The sequence below is a fragment of the Saccharothrix sp. genome (genome assembly GCF_031180885.1).
In the GTDB taxonomy this organism is placed as follows: Bacteria; Actinomycetota; Actinomycetes; order Mycobacteriales; family Pseudonocardiaceae; genus Actinosynnema.
Window position 1 is genome coordinate 36,100 of sequence record NZ_JAPSLK010000039.1, and the last position, 17,403, is coordinate 53,502.

General features: G+C 70.8%; 17 protein-coding genes and 1 tRNA gene. 11 read left to right on the plus strand and 7 right to left on the minus strand.

The genetic code is table 11. The features are described 5' to 3' along the window. Positions 1-842: 842 nt before the first annotated feature. On the minus strand, positions 843-1,643 hold the full coding sequence (locus RIN75_RS31365) for a Bax inhibitor-1/YccA family protein (protein WP_309115663.1): 801 nt from the start codon (positions 1,641-1,643) through the stop codon (positions 843-845). A 238-nt stretch (positions 1,644-1,881) separates the two neighbouring features. Here RIN75_RS31365 and RIN75_RS31370 point away from each other — a divergent pair, with 238 nt between their 5' ends. From RIN75_RS31370 to RIN75_RS31380, 3 genes are read left to right on the plus strand one after another with little or no spacing between them, the layout of a single operon-like run. Next, positions 1,882-3,291: a SpaA isopeptide-forming pilin-related protein gene (locus RIN75_RS31370; RefSeq protein WP_309115664.1), complete on the plus strand. Its 1,410-nt coding sequence runs from the start codon at positions 1,882-1,884 to the stop codon at positions 3,289-3,291. 43 nt (positions 3,292-3,334) lie between these two features. After that, positions 3,335-4,021: a class F sortase gene (locus RIN75_RS31375; protein WP_309115665.1), complete on the plus strand. Its 687-nt coding sequence runs from the start codon at positions 3,335-3,337 to the stop codon at positions 4,019-4,021. A gap of 36 nt (positions 4,022-4,057) precedes the next feature. After that, positions 4,058-5,215, plus strand: a complete 1,158-nt coding sequence (locus tag RIN75_RS31380) for a polysaccharide deacetylase (RefSeq protein WP_309115666.1) — start codon at positions 4,058-4,060, stop codon at positions 5,213-5,215. Between the two features lie 44 nt (positions 5,216-5,259). Here the strand turns inward: RIN75_RS31380 and RIN75_RS31385 are convergent, their stop codons facing one another. Further along, entirely contained in the window at positions 5,260-6,273 is a 1,014-nt protein-coding gene (locus RIN75_RS31385) for a PQQ-dependent sugar dehydrogenase (RefSeq protein WP_309115667.1), read from the minus strand. A gap of 213 nt (positions 6,274-6,486) precedes the next feature. Between RIN75_RS31385 and pqqA the strand changes: the two genes are divergently transcribed. The 8 genes from pqqA (at position 6,487) to RIN75_RS31425 (ending at position 13,311) form a co-directional block, all read left to right on the plus strand. Further along, positions 6,487-6,579, plus strand: coding sequence for a pyrroloquinoline quinone precursor peptide PqqA (gene pqqA, locus RIN75_RS31390; protein WP_309115668.1), 93 nt, complete (start codon positions 6,487-6,489; stop codon positions 6,577-6,579). Positions 6,580-6,736: 157 nt separating this feature from the next. Beyond that, complete coding sequence (gene pqqC / locus RIN75_RS31395; RefSeq protein ID WP_309115669.1) at positions 6,737-7,432, plus strand: pyrroloquinoline-quinone synthase PqqC; 696 nt, start codon at positions 6,737-6,739, stop codon at positions 7,430-7,432. Continuing rightward, complete coding sequence (gene pqqD, locus RIN75_RS31400) at positions 7,429-7,698, plus strand: pyrroloquinoline quinone biosynthesis peptide chaperone PqqD (RefSeq protein ID WP_309115670.1); 270 nt, start codon at positions 7,429-7,431, stop codon at positions 7,696-7,698. The genes pqqC and pqqD overlap by 4 nt, the downstream gene beginning before the upstream one ends. After that, entirely contained in the window at positions 7,691-8,746 is a 1,056-nt protein-coding gene (pqqE, locus tag RIN75_RS31405; RefSeq protein ID WP_309115671.1) for a pyrroloquinoline quinone biosynthesis protein PqqE, read from the plus strand. The genes pqqD and pqqE overlap by 8 nt, the downstream gene beginning before the upstream one ends. Before the next feature lie 66 nt (positions 8,747-8,812). Then, on the plus strand, positions 8,813-9,688 hold the full coding sequence (pqqB, locus tag RIN75_RS31410; protein WP_309115672.1) for a pyrroloquinoline quinone biosynthesis protein PqqB: 876 nt from the start codon (positions 8,813-8,815) through the stop codon (positions 9,686-9,688). A gap of 53 nt (positions 9,689-9,741) precedes the next feature. Continuing rightward, positions 9,742-11,022: a sensor domain-containing protein gene (locus tag RIN75_RS31415; protein ID WP_309115673.1), complete on the plus strand. Its 1,281-nt coding sequence runs from the start codon at positions 9,742-9,744 to the stop codon at positions 11,020-11,022. Then, positions 10,974-11,621 carry a response regulator transcription factor gene (locus RIN75_RS31420; protein WP_309115674.1) on the plus strand — a complete coding sequence of 216 codons (648 nt, stop codon included), beginning with the start codon at positions 10,974-10,976 and terminating at the stop codon, positions 11,619-11,621. Before RIN75_RS31415 ends, RIN75_RS31420 begins: the two co-directional genes overlap by 49 nt. A gap of 58 nt (positions 11,622-11,679) precedes the next feature. Next, positions 11,680-13,311, plus strand: coding sequence for a DUF885 domain-containing protein (locus RIN75_RS31425; protein ID WP_309115675.1), 1,632 nt, complete (start codon positions 11,680-11,682; stop codon positions 13,309-13,311). A gap of 92 nt (positions 13,312-13,403) precedes the next feature. Here the strand turns inward: RIN75_RS31425 and RIN75_RS31430 are convergent. The 5 genes from RIN75_RS31430 to RIN75_RS31450 form a co-directional block, all read right to left on the minus strand. Next, positions 13,404-13,476, minus strand: a tRNA-Leu gene (locus tag RIN75_RS31430). A gap of 87 nt (positions 13,477-13,563) precedes the next feature. Then, positions 13,564-14,634 carry a SagB family peptide dehydrogenase gene (locus tag RIN75_RS31435; protein ID WP_309115676.1) on the minus strand — a complete coding sequence of 357 codons (1,071 nt, stop codon included), beginning with the start codon at positions 14,632-14,634 and terminating at the stop codon, positions 13,564-13,566. Further along, positions 14,615-15,733: a hypothetical protein gene (locus RIN75_RS31440; RefSeq protein ID WP_309115677.1), complete on the minus strand. Its 1,119-nt coding sequence runs from the start codon at positions 15,731-15,733 to the stop codon at positions 14,615-14,617. Before RIN75_RS31440 ends, RIN75_RS31435 begins: the two co-directional genes overlap by 20 nt. Before the next feature lie 3 nt (positions 15,734-15,736). Beyond that, on the minus strand, positions 15,737-15,859 hold the full coding sequence (locus tag RIN75_RS31445; protein WP_015098199.1) for a hypothetical protein: 123 nt from the start codon (positions 15,857-15,859) through the stop codon (positions 15,737-15,739). A 185-nt stretch (positions 15,860-16,044) separates the two neighbouring features. After that, positions 16,045-17,370, minus strand: coding sequence for an NAD(P)/FAD-dependent oxidoreductase (locus RIN75_RS31450; protein ID WP_309115678.1), 1,326 nt, complete (start codon positions 17,368-17,370; stop codon positions 16,045-16,047). Positions 17,371-17,403 lie beyond the last annotated feature (33 nt).

The window sequence follows — 17,403 nt, forward strand, 5'->3', positions numbered from 1 at the left end:
CCTGCTTTGGGCGCGCAGCGCCTGCTTTTCGGCGCGCAGCGCCGTCGGGCAGTGCCGCCGGGGCACACACCCCAACCCGGGCTTCTTGCTTGTGTCATCCCCGTATGGCCCGCCCGAAGGGCTACCACAGATTTCCCGGGTGCCGCTGAAAAGTTTTGCGAGGAACGAGCAAAAGTTTTCAGCGGCACCCGGGAAATCTGTGGTCGGCTTTGCCGGGTCATGCGGGGATGACACAAGCAAGAAGCCCCCGCTCTTGTAGTTGTGTCCATCCTTGGCGGCTCGCCCGCCGGCGAGGCGCTTTTAATCTTTGAACCGGCGCTCACCTGCTCAAATCCACGCTTCGCGCGCGGTCACGCAACGCGCTCCACGCTCGCAAGCTCGAACGCGCTTCGCGCTCTTGAACGCGCTGGCGCGCTCTCAGGACGAACGCGCTGCGCGCTCTTGAACCGCGCTGACGCGCCCTCAACCGAACGCGCTGCGCGCTCTCAAGATCAAAAGCGGCGCTCGCCGCGCGGCAGGCCCCCGGGGGAGGAAGGGCGTCGGTTCGTCCCCCGTACGACCTGCCGGAGGCAACCACACTTCGGTCCTTTCCGCAACCGGTAAAGCGTGGTTGCGGAAAGGACCGAAGCGCGGTTGGGCTGCGCCCAGGCCGTACGGGGGACGAACCGAGGCCCTTCCTGTGGCTGATAGCCCATAGGGGAGCGCCTGCGGCGCGAAAAGCAGCCGCTGCGCGGCCAAACGCGATTCATGCCCTGGGCGGGAAAGCCGAGCGTGGTGCGTTGGTGGCGGAAAGGCGAAGGGCGCCCGGCCGGAGCCGGGCGCCCTTCGTTTGGAGCTGGTTGCTAGTCGCGCTGCAAGTAGGACAGCAGGCGGAGGATTTCCAGGTACAGCCAGACCAGCGTGGTCATCAGGCCGAACGCCGCCCACCAGGCCCACTTGGCCGGAACGCCGGAGCGGATCATCTCGTTCGCCGCCTCGAAGTCGAGGAGGAAGTTGAACGCCGCGATGCCGATCACCACGAGGCTGAAGATGATCGCCAGGGTGCCGCCGTCGCGCAGGCCCGAGTTCACGCCGAACAGGCTGAGGAGCAGGTTGCCGAGCATGAGCACGACCACGCCGACCGTGGCGCCGATGATCCACTTGGTCAGGCGCGGGGTGACGCGGATCGCGCCGGTCTTGTAGACCACGAGCATCGCGCCGAACACGCCGAACGTGCCGAGGATGGCCTGCCAGGCGATGCCGGGGAAGAACGCCTCGAACACGCCGGTGATGGCGCCGAGGAACACACCCTCCGCGACCGCGTAGGTCATCACCAGCGGTGCGCTCGGGGTGCGCTTGAAGATGATCACCAGGGACACCACGAGGCCCACGAGCAGGCCCGGGATGACCAGCGCCATGGGCGCGATCTGGCGGGAGAGCACGAGCCACGCGGCGACCAGGCCGACGACCAGGGTCGTGCCCAGGGTGATCGCGGTCTTGGTGACCACGTCGTCGATGGTGATGGGGCGCTCGCCGGTGGTCGGCGGCGCCTGGTAGCCGTACGGCTCGGTGCCGTAGGGCTGTTGCTGGCCGAAGCCTGCGTAGCTCCCGTAACCGCCGCCGGTCGGCAGGTTGCGGAACGCGGGGTTGCTGGTGGTACGCACCTCGTCCTCCTGTGGCGTTTCGACGCCGTCACGGGGTTCAACGACCACACGAGTCGATCGGTTCCCGTCGGTAAAAGCGACTTTACCCGGGCTGTCGATCTCAAATCCACAGCCCACGCTGCGGAGCGTAGTCGCCATCCCACCCCGCTGGAGGCTTGTCCGTCCAACCAACGACCCGTAAGGCTCACCCACGCCACTGTTCGCCCGGACGACGCGCCCGGAGGGGTCAGGTTCAGACATGGGTTGGAGACGACTCGCCGGCGCGGTGCTCGCGGCCGGTGTGGCACTGCTGGCGGTGCCCGCCACGTCGAACGCGCAGGTGCAGGAGGGCATCGGCCACAACACACCGGCGCAGGGGTACCGGGGCAAGCCGGGCACCACCGACTGGCTGGGCTCCTACATCTGGCAGGGCAAGCAGGTGTGGTGCGTCTCCTACTCCTACCTCGCGCCGGACAGCAGCGTGGAGTACCAGGAGGGTGACGAGCTGCGGACGAAGGCGGGCGTGCCGCTCGCTCCCGACATCGCCGCCAACATCTCCTACCTGCTGCTGCGCTACTCGACCACCAACTCCGCGGACGAGTCGGCGGCGCTGGCCCACCTGCTGCACTCGTGGACGTCGTTCGAGCACGGCGGCCTGTCGCTGAGCCCGGAGAGCGACTACCGCACGATCGCGTACAACGAGCAGTTCCACTACGACCACCTGCCGCCGAGCGCCCGCGACGCCGTGGACCGGATGCGCAAGGACGCCGAGACCAACCGCGGCCCGTGGACGGCCAAGGTCACCGCCCCCACCGAGGAGCAGGTGATCGGGTCGCCGGACGCGTGGAAGGTCGACGTCGCCAAGTCCGACGGCAGCCTGGTCGGCGGCGTGCCGGTGACGGTCGAGCTGACCGACGCCACGCTGGAGAGCGGGCAGACCACCGGCGAGCTGAAGACCTCGCTGGACGGCGGCCCGCTCAACGTCAACGTCGTGCCGACCGGCCCGAACCCGACCGTGGTGGTCAAGCTGGACAGCCCGGCGGACAAGCCGAAGGTGCACGTCCCGGCCGGCCGGGAGAACATGCAGCGCATCGTCACCACGGGTGGCGAGAAGAAGCTGACCGCCCACGCGTCGACCACGGCCAAGACCGCGCCCGGTGTGGTGAAGGTGGCCAAGACCGACACCGAGACCGGCAAGGGCATCGCGGGTGTGGCCCTGCGGATCACCGCGGCCGACGGCACGACCCCGGCGCTCAAGCAGGACGACGGCAAGCTCACCGGCCCGGACGGCAAGCCGCTGGTCCTCCAGACCGGCGACGACGGCACCGCGACCGTGCCCGACCTGCGCACGCCGCAGGAGATCTGCGTGGTCGAGGTGGCCGCGGCCAAGGGCTACGAGGAGTACTTCGACCCGAACGCGCCACCCAAGGCGTGCGGGAACGTCGAGCCGGGGCAAACGCTTGCGCTCGCGTTGGCGAACAAGCCGAACAAGCCGGTCGTGCCGATCACCATCCACGCCGGCTCCGAGGGCGCGGGCGTGACGGCGAAGGCCGCGTACACCACCGAGCTGAACACGGGCGCGCTGGTCGCGTTCGGCGGTGGCGTGCTGCTGGTGGGCGGGCTGCTCGGCTGGTTCGTGCGTCGCCGCCTGGTGGCCACCCGATCGTGAGAGGCCCGGTCGCGAAAGGCCCGATCGTGTGAAACACGACAGAGTGAAGGTGTTGGTGACCGGCGCGGTGGTGGCGGGTGTCCTCGCCGGGGCCGCGCTGGTGTTCTCGCCGGCTCCGGAGGTGGTGGCCGGGGTCGCCGAGCCGGGTGACCCCGTGGTGCCACACCCGCTCGGGGACAGCTTGAACGGTGGGCGGGGCGTGGACCTGGCGGGGCTGCCGGGTGGGGCCAATCCGCCGGCGTCGCCGACCACACCCCCGCCGTCGAGCGAACCACCGCCGCCACCCACGCAGGCACCGGGCACCGTCCGGCTGCCCGAGGGCGGGTTGGCCACGTTGGTGCGCAAGGAGGTCACCGCCAACGGTGAGCTGCCCGTCCCGGAAGGCGTCGGCGAGGCGACCTGGTGGGGCGTGGACCTGGGTGCCGCCGAAGGGGCGACGGTGCTCGCCGGGCACGTGAACTGGAAGGGCGTCACCGGGCCGTTCGACGAGCTGTGGCGGTCCGCGCCGGGCCGGGAGGTGTCGGTCGTCGACACCGCGGGCAAGGTGTTCAAGTACACCGTCAGCGAGGTGCACACGGTTCGGAAGGACGAACTGCCGACGCGGGCCGTCGAGCTGTTCGGGCCGCGTGGCGCGCACCGGCTGGTGCTGGTGACCTGCGGCGGGCGGTGGGTCGGCGGCGAGCAGGGGTACGAGGAGAACCAGGTGGTCGTGGCCACGCCGGTCACGTAGAAGCAACCACCGGCTACCCGCAGTCGTCTTGATGGTGTGAAACGCAGGGGTTTCGTCACGACGGCGGTGGCGCTCGCGCTGACCTTGTCCGTGCTCGCCGTGCTTGGCGCGCGGGAGGAGGCGCCGACCCACGACACCGGGGAACTGGCCGCTCCCCTGCCGATCGCCCCGCGCCAGCCGTCGACCTCGTCGAGCGGGCCGACGCCGACCGTGCCCGCGCCCGCGGCACCGCCGAAGTGGATGCGGAAGGTGCAGCCGGGTGAGAAGCCGCCGCAGTTCGTGCTGTTCTCGTTCGACGGGGCCGCGTCCAAGGCGCACTGGGACCGCGTGATGCCGCTCGCGCAGCGGGTGAACGCGCACGTGACCGGTCTGCTGTCGGGCGTGTACCTGATCCCGGACGCGGAAGGCGCGTCCTACACCGGTCCCGGCCACCGCCCGGGGTATTCCTCGATCGGGTTCGGCGGGTCGCGCGAGGACGTGGCCGCGCGGATCAGGTACCTCAACGACGCCATCGACGCCGGGCACGAGATCGGGACGCACTACAACGGCCACTACTGCCAGGGCGACGAGCCCAGCGTGGGCAAGTGGACCACGGACGAGTGGAACCGCGAGCTGGACCAGTTCTTCGCGGTCGTGGAGAAGGCGCGGGCGCAGGGGTTCAAGCTCGACCCGGCGGCGGTGCGGGGCGGGCGGACGCCGTGCCTGGAGGGCGACTGGGGGCAGGCGTTCCCGGCGATGCGCGGGCACGGGCTGGTGTACGACACGAGCCACGTGAGCCTCGGCGTGGTGTGGCCGTCGGTGCAGAACGGGATGTGGGAGTTCCCGATGCCGGAGGTCCGGGTGCCCGCGCTGGGCAAGCAGGTCGTGATGATGGACTTCAACCTCTGGTACGCGCTGAACGGGGCGAAGGACGACCCGGGGCCGCCGGGCGAGTTCACCCAGGTCGTGCTGGACACGTACCGGTCGGTGTACCAGGCGGCGTTCAACGGCAACCGGGCGCCGATGGTGGTGGGCAACCACTTCAACGACTGGGCCGGCGGGGCGTTCAGCGCGGCGGTGGAGAAGTTCATGGAGGAGGTCTGCGTGCGGGAGGACACCGTGTGCGCCACGTACACCGAGGTCGTCCAGTGGATGCAGTTGCAGGACCCCGTTGTGCTGGAACAACTCCGGCGCATGCCTCCCGCACGCAACTAGGTGATCAGCCCTCCGTGCTCATGGTCAGCCGTGCGTGTTGATGGTCAGCCGTCCGTGCTGAGGATGCGGTCGTCCGTGGCGGCAGGGGTGCCGCGGCCGTCCCGGTTCGAGGTGCCGATCCACAGGGTGCCGTCCGGTGCGGGCGCCACCGCGCGGATGCGGCCGTAGCCGGTGAACAGCGAGACCGGCGTGCCCAGGGTGGTGCCGGAGACCGGGACCTTCCAGACCCGACGGCCGGTGACCGCCCCGATGTAGAGGGCGTCCTTGTAGAAGCCGATGCCGGTGGGGCCGGCCTGGGAGGTGGGCCAGGTCTTCACCGGGTTGACGAACCGGCTGTCCGAGCACGTGCCTTCGCACGTGGGCCACCCGTAGTTCTTCCCGGCCTCGATCCAGTTCAGCTCGTCGGTGGTGTTCTGGCCGAACTCGGTCGCGTACGCCCGGCCGTTGGCCCACGTGATGCCTTGCGGGTTGCGGTGGCCGAGGGTGTAGACGCGGCTGTTGAAGGGGTTGCCGGGCGCGGCCGCGCCCGTGGTGGTGAAGCGCAGGACCTTGCCGCCCAACGAGTTCACGTTCTGGGCGTTGCCGGTCACGCCCGCGTCCCCGGTGGTGGCCCACAGGTAGCCGTCGGGCCCGAACTCCAGCCCGCCGCCGTTGTGGACGCGGGCCTTGGGGATGCCGGTGACGATCGGTTCGACCGCACCGCCCAGGCGCACCCGGGCGATCCGGTTGTCCGAAGCGGCGGTGTAGTAGACGTAGACGGTGTTGTCGGTGGCGAACGTCGGCGACACGGCCAGGCCCAGCAGGCCGCCCTCGCCGCCGGGGACGGCCGCGTCCACCGTGTGCACGGTGGTCACCGTCGTCCCGGTGATCTTCTTGATCCTCTTGGTGTCGCGTTCGGTGAAGATGCCGCTGCCGTCGGGCAGGAACTCGATGTCCCACGGGACGGCCTGACCGGTCGCGACGGTCCGCACGGCGGCGGCCGTCGGCTCGGCGTGCGCGGGTCCGACCGCTGCGACGAGAGCGGCGACCGAAAGCACCGCACCTAGACGAGCACGCATGTGCGCTCCTCCGTAGTCCGCACTGGCTCGGCGGCGGAACTCGGCGGTCGCTTCCGATGCAACCACAGCCAACCGAGACCGGCAACGATCACGCCAGGACTGATCCACTTGCGGGTTGGGCAACCCTCCTTACGATCTAGCGCGAGGCGCTCCGGACGCTCTACCGTGGGACTCCGCCGCCGCGTCCTCACGACGACTGCGAGGAGACGCGCCATGCAGACCGAACCGAAGCGCACGTGGGTCAAGCCCGACTTCGTCGACGTCGACACCCCGATGGAAGTCACCGCGTACGCGGCCAGGAGCTGACTCTGCCCGTGGCGCCGCCTCCGGCGTCGCGGGCGAGGCCGCGTCGGCCCATCGCGCTGCTTTTCCCGCCGATCGAAGGACGTGATCGGCGGGAAAGCGGCGCGACAGGCCGACGCGGCCTCGCCGGTCGTGTCTCACCAACTCTGGAGTCAGAAGCATGACCGAGCCGTGGTCGGCTGAGGAATTCACTGCCCGCTTGCGCGCGCTTTCCAGCCGCTACTGGGACACACATCCGTTCCACCTGCGCCTGCACGCCGGCACCCTCACCAAGGAAGAACTCCGGTCCTGGGCGGCGAACCGGTGGTACTACCAGCGCAGCATCCCCCGCAAGGACGCCGCGATCCTCGCCAACTGCCCCGACCCCGACGTCCGGCGGCTGTGGCGGGAGCGGATCGTCTGGCACGACGGCACGAAGCCCGGCGAAGGCGGTGCGGAGGACTGGCTGCGCATGGCCGAAGCGTTGGGGCTGTCCCGGGACGAGGTGCTCGACGAGCGGCACGTGCTGCCGGGAGTGCGGTTCGCGGTGGACGCTTACGTGACTTTCGCCCGCACCAGGCACTGGGTGGAGGCGGTGGCGTCGGGGCTGACCGAGATGTTCTCCCGCGGCCTGATGACCCGGCGGTTGGCGGACATGCGGGCGCGGTACCCCTGGATCGCCGAAGAGGGGTTCGCCTACTTCACCGCGCGGCTCAAGGTGATCTCGGGAGAAGGGAAGTCCACTTTGGACTTGGTCGTGCGCAACTGCGCGACCCGCGAGCGGCAGGAGGCGGCGGTGGCCGCCTTGGCCTTCAAGTGCGACGTGCTGCGGGCGATCCTCGACACCGTCGACTACTACTCGGGGACGAGACCATGAGCGACCTGTTCACCACGCCCAGGCTGGGCAAGGGCGTGAAGACCGCGTACGACCAGACCCGGGACAGCCACGTCGTGCTGTTCCCGGAGGGCGTGCTGGTGCTCAACGAGACCGCCGCCGCCGTCGTGGGCATGTGCGACGGCCGCACCACCATCGCGCAGATGGCGGAGAAGCTGGCCGAGGACTTCGACGGCGTCCGCGTCGACGACGTGGCCGAGCTGGTCACCCGGCTGATCGCGCGCAGAGTGGTGGTGACCGATGGCTGAACCGCCGTTCGGGCTGCTCGCCGAGCTGACCCACCGCTGCCCGCTGCGCTGCGGCTACTGCTCCAACCCGCTGGAACTGGTGCGCCGGGACGCCGAGCTGTCCACCGCCGAGTGGTGGGACGTCTTCGACCAGGCGCGCGAGCTGGGCGTGCTCCAGTTCCACCTGTCCGGCGGGGAACCGTTGGCCCGCAAGGACTTGCCCGAGCTGGTCGGGCACGCGAGCGGGCTCGGGGCGTACGTCAACCTGGTGACCAGCGGGCTCGGGCTGACCGCCGGGCGGCTGGCCGAGCTGGCCGTGGACCACGTGCAGCTCTCCGTCCAGGACGCCGACCCGGCCAACGCCGACCGCATCGCGGGCGTGAAGGGCTTCGCGCACAAGCCCGCAGCGGCGCGGGTGGTGAAGGAAGCCGGTCTGCCGCTGACGGTGAACGTGGTGCTGCACCGGCAGAACCTGGACCACCTGGCCGACATCGTCGCGCTGGCCGAGGACATGGGCGCGGACCGGTTGGAGCTGGCCAACACGCAGTACTACGGGTGGGCGTTGCGCAACCAGGCGGCGCTGCTGCCGACGAGGACCCAGTTGAGACAAGCGGAAGACGTCGTGCGGGAGGCGAAAAGCCGGTCCCGCATGGAGATCGTGTACGTGATCGCCGATTACCACGAGGCGCACCCCAAGCCGTGCATGCACGGGTGGGGCGCGCGGCAGCTCACCGTGGCGCCGAACGGCGACGTCCTGCCGTGCCCGGCGGCGACGGTCATCGAGGGCTTGGGCATCGAGAACGTGAAGTCCCGTCCGCTGCGGGAGATCTGGCACGACTCGGTGTCCTTCAACGCCTTCCGCGGGTTCGACTGGATGGGCGAGCCGTGCCGGGGCTGCCCGCGCCGGGAGGTGGACTTCGGCGGCTGCCGCTGCCAGGCTTTCCAGCTGACCGGGAACGCCGCGAACACCGACCCGGTGTGCTCGCTGTCCCCGCACCGCGGCCTGGTGGACCTGGTGCTGCGGCGACCCGCGGCGGACGCCCTGGCGCCCAGGGAGGTGGCGCGGTGAAGGTGGTCCTGGCGCCGGGGGAGGTGGCGCGGTGAAGGTGGTCCTGGCGCCGGGGGAGGTGGCGCGGTGAAGGTGGTCCTGCTCGGCACGGCCGCGGGTGGCGGTGTGCCGCAGTGGAACTGCGCGTGCGGGCCGTGCGCGGCGGTCCGGCGCGGCGAGTTGTCCCCGCGCCTCCAGGACGGCCTGGCGGTCAGCGGCGACGGCGTCTCGTGGTGGCTGCTCAACGCCTCCCCCGACCTGCGCCTCCAGCTCGCGGCCACGCCGGCCCTGCACCCCGGCCCCGGTCCGCGGGACACCCCGGTGCGCGGCGTGCTGCTCACCGACGCCGAACTCGACCACACCCTGGGCCTGCTCACCCTGCGCGGCGCGCCCGGCCTGCGCGTCCACGCGCCCGCGACCGTGCTGCACGCGCTGGGCGAGACCCGGGCGGTGCTGGAGTCCTACGCCGAGTGGCGGTGGCGGCAGGTCGAACCGGAGCAGACCTTCGCGCTCGACGGCGGGCTGGAGGTGACGGCGTTCCCGGTGAGCGGCAAGCGGCCCCGGTACGCGGGCGAGTCCACTGTGGAGGGTCACTGGGTGGTGGCCTACCGGCTGCACGACCCGCGCACCGGCGGCATCGTGCTGTACGCGCCGTGCCTGGCCGGCTGGCCGCTGGGGTTCGACGACCTGGTGGCCGAGGCGGACGTGGCCCTGCTGGACGGCACGTTCTACGCGCCGTCGGAGATGGGCACGGCCACCGGCCGGACCGGCGGCCAGTCCGCGATGGGCCACCTGCCGATCACGCACACCCTGCCCGAGCTGCGCCGCCACCCGCACGTCCGGCGGGTGTACACGCACCTGAACAACACCAACCCGGTGCTCGACCCGGCATCGGCCGAGCACGCCAAGATCCGCGAGGCCGGCGTGGAGGTGCTGCCGGACGGGGCCGTGGTCGAGGTCTGATCGGGGGGTTAAACCCACCGCTTTCGCCGCGGCCGGCCGGAAGAATCGACGGCATGACGGACCACGACCTCGTGCGCGGAGCGGCCTCGCGGCTGAGGACCGCGGGGCTCGCCCTGGCGCGGGTGCCGCTGTGCCTGATCGGCCTGCCGCTGATCCCGCTCCAGCTCTACACCTACCCGCTGATCCTGGTGACGGTGGGCGTGCCGCTGCTGCTGCTGTTCACCGCGTTGGCGCGCAAGTACACGACGCTGCACCGGTGGTGGGCCGGGAAGGTGCTGGGGGAGCCGATCCCGCTGCCCTACCGCAAGCCCGCCAACCGGGGGCCGATGACCCGGGTCCGCACCATCGCGACCGACCCGGCGACCTGGCGGGACCTGGGTTTCCTGCCGCTCAACGCGGTCCTGGGCGTGCTGTTCGGCGTGCTTCCGGCGGCGTTGTGGCTGGGCGGGGTCCTGGGTCTGCTCACGCCGTTCATCTGGCTGGCGGGCGGCACCGACCTCCGGCCCAACGGCCTGGGCCCGGAGGACCCCGGCGGTTGGTTCCTCGCGCCGCTGCTGGGCGGCCTCTACCTGCTGCTCGCCTGGTGGGGCACGGAGCGGATCGTGCGGGTGCACGCGTCGTTCGTGCGGTGGATGCTCGCGCCCAGCGCCACCGAGGCGCTGACGAACCGGGTGCAGGAGCTGGCCGACTCGCGGGCCGACACGGTGGACGCGCAGGCCGCCGAGCTGCGCCGGATCGAGCGGGACCTGCACGACGGCGCGCAGGCCCGGCTGGTGGCGCTGGGCATGAGCCTGGGCATGGCCGAGGAACTGATGGCCCGGGACCCGCAGGCGGCGCGGGACCTGCTGGCCGAGGCCCGCCAGTCGTCCTCGCAGGCCCTGGCGGAGCTGCGGGACCTGGTGCGCGGCATCCACCCGCCGGTGCTGGCCGACCGGGGCCTGGAGGGCGCGTTGAAGGCGCTGGCGCTGGCGCACCCGCTGCCGGTCGAGGTGGACGTGGTGCTGCCCGGCCGGCCCGAGGCGCCGGTGGAGTCGGCGGCGTACTTCGCGGTCGCCGAGACGCTGACCAACGTGGCCAAGCACAGCGGCGCGACCAGCGCGTGGGTGCGGGTGCGGCACGAGAACGGCCGGCTGGGGCTGATGATCGGGGACAACGGTCGCGGCGGCGCGGAACCGACCGACGGCGGCGGACTGCGCGGAATCGAGCGCAGGCTGGGGGCTTTTGACGGCACACTCGGCATCGCGAGCCCGATGGGCGGGCCCACGATCGTCACCATGGAGCTGCCGTGCGCGTTGTCCTCGGAGAAGACCTCGTCCTCCTCAGGGACGGCCTGATCCGGCTGCTCCAGGCCTACGACTTCGACGTCGTGGAGGCGGTCGACTCCGGTCCCGCCCTCCTCAAGGCCCTCGTCGACCACCGTCCGGACGTGGCGGTGGTCGACGTGCGCCTGCCGCCGACGTTCACCGACGAGGGGCTGCGGGCGGCGATCGAGGCGCGCAAGCGGGTGCCGGGGCTGCCGGTGCTCGTGCTGTCCCAGTACGTCGAGCAGCTCTACGCGCGCGAACTGCTGTCCGACCGGGCGGGCGGGGTCGGCTACCTGCTCAAGGACCGGGTGTCGGACGTCAAGCAGTTCGTGGACGCGATCCGGCGGGTGGCCGCCGGCGGCACCGCGATGGACCCGGAGGTCATCTCCCAACTGCTCACCCGCGGCGACCGCGACCGCCCGCTGACCACGTTGACCCCGCGCGAACGGGAAGTGCTCGGGCTGATGGCGGAAGGCCGGTCCAACGCGGCGATCGCCGCGCGGCTGTTCGTCACGGAGAAAGCGGTCGGCAAACACATCGCCAACATCTTCGGCAAGCTGGACCTGCCGTTGTCCGAGGACGACAACCGGCGGGTGCTGGCCGTGCTCGCCTATTTGGACCGGCTCTAGTCGTTATTTAGGCTAAGTAGCAAGTTGCTTTCCCATCGATGCCCGGGGGGCTCTCACCGTGGACACGACCGCAAGTCTCGCCGAAGAACTGCTCGACCTGATGTCCCGCCTGTCTCCGCTGGGCGCGACCGTGTTCGGGCTGCCCGGCTACGACCACCTGCTCACCGACCACACGCCGGACGCCGAGGCCGCCGCCCGGGTCAAGGCCGTCGACATCGCCGCCCGCGCGCGGGCCCTGCCCGACTCCGACGACCCGGTGACCCGGGCCGTGGTGGTCCAGCAGGCGGAGGCGACGGTCGACCTGCTCGACGCGCGGTCGGTCGAGTACACGATCAGCCCCTCGTTCTTCTCGGCGGCGGGCGAGGTCCTCAACGTCATGCCGATGACCGTGGTGAAGACGCCCGAGCAGGAGCAGGACTACCTGCGCCGGCTGGCCGCGATCCCGGCGTTCCTGCGGGTGGTCGGCGAGCGGCACGCCGAGGGCGCGGCGGCCGGGCGCCTGCCCGTCGCGCACCTGCGGGACGCCGCGGTGGACTACCTGGACCGGTACCTGTCCGCGCCGGAGGACCCGTTCGCCCGGGTCGGCGGGAGCGACGAGTTCAACGCGGCGCGCGACGAGCTGATCGAGGCCGAGGTGCGGCCCGCCTTCGCGGCCTACCGAAACCTGGTGGCGGGCCTGGAGGGCCGTCCGCTGGACAAGGTGGGCCTGTGCTGGCTGCCCGAGGGCGAGGCCGTGTACGCCGGTCTGGCGCGGGTGCAGACCAGCACCCAGCGCACGCCCAAGGAGCTGCACCAGACCGGCCTGGAGCTGATGGCGGCGCTGGCGGAGGAGTACGCCGAGGTCGGGTCGCGGGTGTTCGGGACGCGGGACGTGGCCGAGATCTTCGAGCGGATGCGCAACGACCCGGCGCTGCGGTGGGGTTCCGAGGAGGAGCTGATCGAGGCGGCGCGCGCGGCCGTGACGCGGGCGGAGGAGGCCGCGCCGGCGTGGTTCGGTCGGATCCCGTCCAAGCGGTGCCTGGTCGAGCCGGTGCCCGAGGTGGACGCCCCCGGCGCGCCCACGGCCTTCTACGCGCCGCCGTCGATGGACGGCACCCGGCCCGGCACGTACTACGCCAACACGCACCGGGTGGAGGAGCGGTTCCGGTACCAGGCCGAGGCGATCGCGTTCCACGAGGCCGTTCCGGGGCACCACTTCCAGATCGTGCTGGCCCAGGAGCTGACCGACCTGCCCATGCTGCGCCGGGTCGCCACGGTGACCGGGTACCTGGAGGGCTGGGGCCTGTACTGCGAGCGGCTGGCCGACGAGATGGGGCTGTACTCCGACGACGTGGCCCGGCTCGGGATGCTGGCGATGGACTCCATGCGCGCCGGGCGGCTGGTCGTGGACACCGGGCTGCACGCGCACGGGTGGAGCCGGGAGCAGGCGATCGCGTACCTGGCCGAGAACACGCCGCTGGCGACCGTGGAGATCGAGTCCGAGGTGGACCGGTACATCGCGGCACCCGGGCAGGCCCTGTCGTACATGGTGGGGCGGTTGGAGATCCAGCGGATCCGGGCGGCGGCGGAGGCGGCGCTGGGCGACCGGTTCGACATCCGCGCGTTCCACGACCTGGTGCTGGGCGGCGGGCCGCTCCCGCTGGCCGTGCTGGACGAGGTCGTCCGCGACTGGGTGACCACGCAAGGCTGATCCGACGTGGTGGCGGGGTGGGCGGATCACCCACCCCGCCGGACGATCTTGATCACCCGATGGTCGGGTGACGACGAAGGTCGCAGCAGTCGTGCCCCCGACGGGATTCGAACCCGTACTGTGACTCTTTTAAGGAGCCTGCCTCTTCCTTTGGGCTACGGGGGCAGCGGCGAGCCTAAGCGGTTACGCAGCGTTCGTGGGGCTGGTTCGTCACAAGTCCCCCGCACGGCTCAATGCCAACCGCTATTGCGCTCATTCGGGTAATGGACCGAGCGCACTCATCCCGAGTACTGCTTCGTGATAAGCGTCACACCCCAGTGCTTGTTCGACGAGTTCATCCCGCAATGCTGCGGTGAAGCCGATACCAAATCCCATTGCGGTAGCCACCAAATACGCGGTTTGCGAGAGGTGACCCACATCCATTTGAACCACCCGGTACGCGCGAGATGTGTCATACCGCCACCGGGTCCGCTCCAACACCGCGGTGTAGGCGAGCACCACCGGAGCTTCACCCACCCAGCCCTGATCCCCCGCCGCCTCGGCCATCTCGGCCGGCGTCCAGCACACGCCCAGGGGCTCCAGCGCGTGCGCCAGGCCGTCGTAGTGGTGCCAGCCGGGGGCCAGGCCGTCCACGCCGCGCACGTGCGCGTAGATCTCCACCGGGTGCCGGCCGCCGCCGGACGGGCTGGTCTTGAACACCGTCCCGGTCCGCCCGATCCGCGACCGCACCGGCGACGGCGCGCCCAGCACCGCCAGCAGCTCGCCCAGCCGTTCCAGCGGCACCCGCCCCGGGCCGAAGTCGCGTGACGTGCGCCGGGACAGCAGCACGTCCATCAGCCCTTTCGATCCCCACGACGGGTCCCGCGGCAACCCGGGCAGCGGCACCACCGGGCCGCCGGTGCTGCGGAACGGCGCGGGCGGCGGGTCGCCCGCCATCTTCTCGTCCAGCAGGGCGTCGTGCTCGTCCGAAGCCTGGTAGGGGGCGTCGGCGAGGGTCCGGCTGGCGAAGTGGAAGTGCCGCGCCGACGCGCCCCACGCCCGCCACCCGGACAGCATCCGGCGCTCGGCCTCGTGCTCCGGCGACCCCTCCACGACCAGCACGCCCGACTCGACCAGCTCGTCCAGCACCTTGCGCAGCGCGGTCCGGTCGGCCTCGCCGAGGGGCGCGAGCAGCTCGTCCACGTCGGTGAACGCGGTGAACTTGCGGCACAGCAGCTCGGCGGTCTCGCTGATCGCGAACTGCCGGTGGTGGAGGTAGTCGTCCCACACCACGGTGCCGTCCTGGTAGAACAGCGCCGCGTGCTCAGCGACCTTTACCCGCACCCATCAACTCCTTGAAACGCGCCGCCACCCACTCGTGCACGGCCTCGGACACCCGCTCGTCCTGCGCGCGGTGCTCGAACCACCGCCAGTCGCAGTTGACGTTGACCTCCAGGAACACGTGGTCGCCACCGGAGACGAGGAGGTCGAAGGCGGCGACCTGCAAGCGCCAGTGCCGCGCTAAGGCCAGCAGGCGGTCCGACAGGCGCGCCGGCACGTCCACCGGGGTCACGCGGACCGCTTCGGGGTCGACCCACAGCTGCGCCGGGTCCAGCTTGTCGACCTGGAACGCGAGGGTCTGCTCGCCCACGACGAACACGCGCAGCTCGGTCTCGGACGGCACGTACTCCTGCACGATGACCGGCGCGGACTCGGGGACGTCGCCCGCGCGACTGGTCTCCAGCGGGCGCGGGAACAGGCCGTGCTGCATGCCCGGGCGGGGTTCGAGCAGGTGGCGGCCGGTGGTCTTGACGATGCACCGCCCGCCGCCGGGCCGGGTGCGGCCGGGTCGGGTGGTCACCGCGGTGCGCGGGACGGTCAGGCCGAACGACGCCGCGTCGGACAGCTGGGTGAGCCGGTCCAGGTGGGCGGTGGCGCGGGCCGGGTTGACGTGCGCCCAGTCGCCGCGGGTGGCCAGCCAGTTGGCGACCGCGCCCCACTGGTCCACGGCGTAGGCGCCGGCCAGCGTGCCGGGTTCGACCTGGAGCGCGGAGAGTTCGAAGTGCCGGCGCCACACCAGCAGGGGCCGCAGCAGCCAGCGGTCCAGCTCCACCAGGGGGGCGTCGGTGTAGACGGTGAACGGGAGGTCGACGCAGCGGTCGGCGTCGACGCGGGCCATGCGGATGCCGCGTTCGGCCAGCGCGATGGAGAGGGCGTTCATCTCCATGTCGGCGGCGCGGGCGAGGACCAGGACGCACGGCACGGGGCTGCCGTCGCCCTCGTCGACCATGCCGAGGCGGTGCACCTGCTCCTGGAAGTCCAGGTTCTTGGCGGGTGACCGGAAGATGTAGTCCTGACCCTGCAACAGCAGTGGGGTGGGCTTCACGGGCCGGACGGCCTCGGGTGGGGGAACCAGGTCGCTCCCCCACCCGGAAGCGGACATGACTCAGTCGTCTTTCTTGCTGCGAAAAACCTTTCCGGCGGTGGCGTACTCGGCGGCGTACTCCGCCAGCGCACGGTCCTCGATCTCACCGCGGCGAAGCTGTGCGGCCAGCTCCTCAAGCGACATCGCGGTCACCTCTCTCCCCACTGGTGCGTCACACTTTTGGTGGCGCACCAGTCGTAGTCTCGGGTTCACGTTACGCAATGTCAAGGTGACGCGCTGCCCATTACTCCTATTGGGGGCTTAAGTTACGAAGCTGGGCCAGACGGATGCTTGCCCACCACCACCAAACGGCGCAGTGGGCACCACACTCAGCTCTTCGTGGCCCGGTCGAACTCCGCCTTCGGCTCGTGGATCTGCCCCAGTGCGACGACCTCACGACCCGAGAACAACGCCTGCGTCCAGTCGACGAACACTCGGAACTTGCGGTTCACCGTAGGCATGAACATGACGTGGTAGCTGCGGTGCATGAACCAGGCGACAACACCCTTGAAACGCAGCCCGAACACGTCCGCAACACCCTTGTACAGGCCCAGGCCCGCGACGCTGCCGAGGTACTTGTGGAAGTAGTCCTTCGGCTTGCGGCCGCGCAGGGTGGCCACGATGTTCTTGGCCAGCAGCTTCGACTGCCGGATCGCGTGCTGCGCGTTGGGCACGCAGGTCGCGGTCGGGTCCTCCTCGGTGCGCGACAGGTCCGGCACCGCCGAGCAGTCGCCCGCCGCCCACACGCCGGGCAGGCCGACGACCTGCATGGCCGCGGTGCACTGCACGCGACCGCGCGCGTCCAGCGGCAGGTCGGTGTTGCGCAGCATCGGGTTGGCCTTCATGCCGGCCGTCCAGATGATCGTGTCCGAGTCGAACTCGGTGCCGTCGTCGAGGACGACGTGGCCGTTCTCCATCGACTTGACCCGCGTGTCGAGGTAGCACTTGATGCCGCGCTTCTCCAGCTGCTGCACCGTGTAGACGCCGAGCTTGGCGCTCACCTCGGGCATGATCCGGTTGGTCGCCTCGACCAGGACCCAGTGCATGTCCTCCTGGCGCAGGCCCTCGTAGTAGCGCAGCGCGTAGCGGGCCATGTCCTCCAGCTCCGCCAGCGTCTCGATGCCCGCGAAGCCGCCGCCGATGACCACGAAGCTCAGCAGCCGCTTGCGCAGCTCCGGGTCGTTGGTGCTGGCGGCCTGGTCCAGCCGCGACAGCACGTGGTTGCGCAGGTAGATCGCCTCGCCGATGGTCTTCATGCCGATGCCGACCTCGGGCAGGCCCGGGATGGGCAGGGTGCGCGAGATGGCGCCCAGCGCCGACACGAGGACGTCGTACTCGTACTCCTCGACGTGGCCGTCGGCCAGCTCGACCGTCACGGCCTTGCGGGCGTGCTCGATCTTGGTGGCGCGGCCGGTGACCACGTGGCAGCGCTTGAGGACCTTGCGCAGGGGCACGACGACGTGGCGCGGCTCGATCGAGCCCGCCGCCGCCTCGGGCAGGAACGGCTGGTAGGTCATGTGGGGCTGTGGGTCGATGACCGTGACCGACGCCTCACCGGAACGCAGCTTCTTCTGCAATCCCAGCGCGGTGTACATGCCGACGTACCCACCGCCGACAATCACGATCCGTGTGGGTTGCGACTTCACAGCAGCCATACGCCTATGGTCGCACCGGAGGGTCGTTTCCGA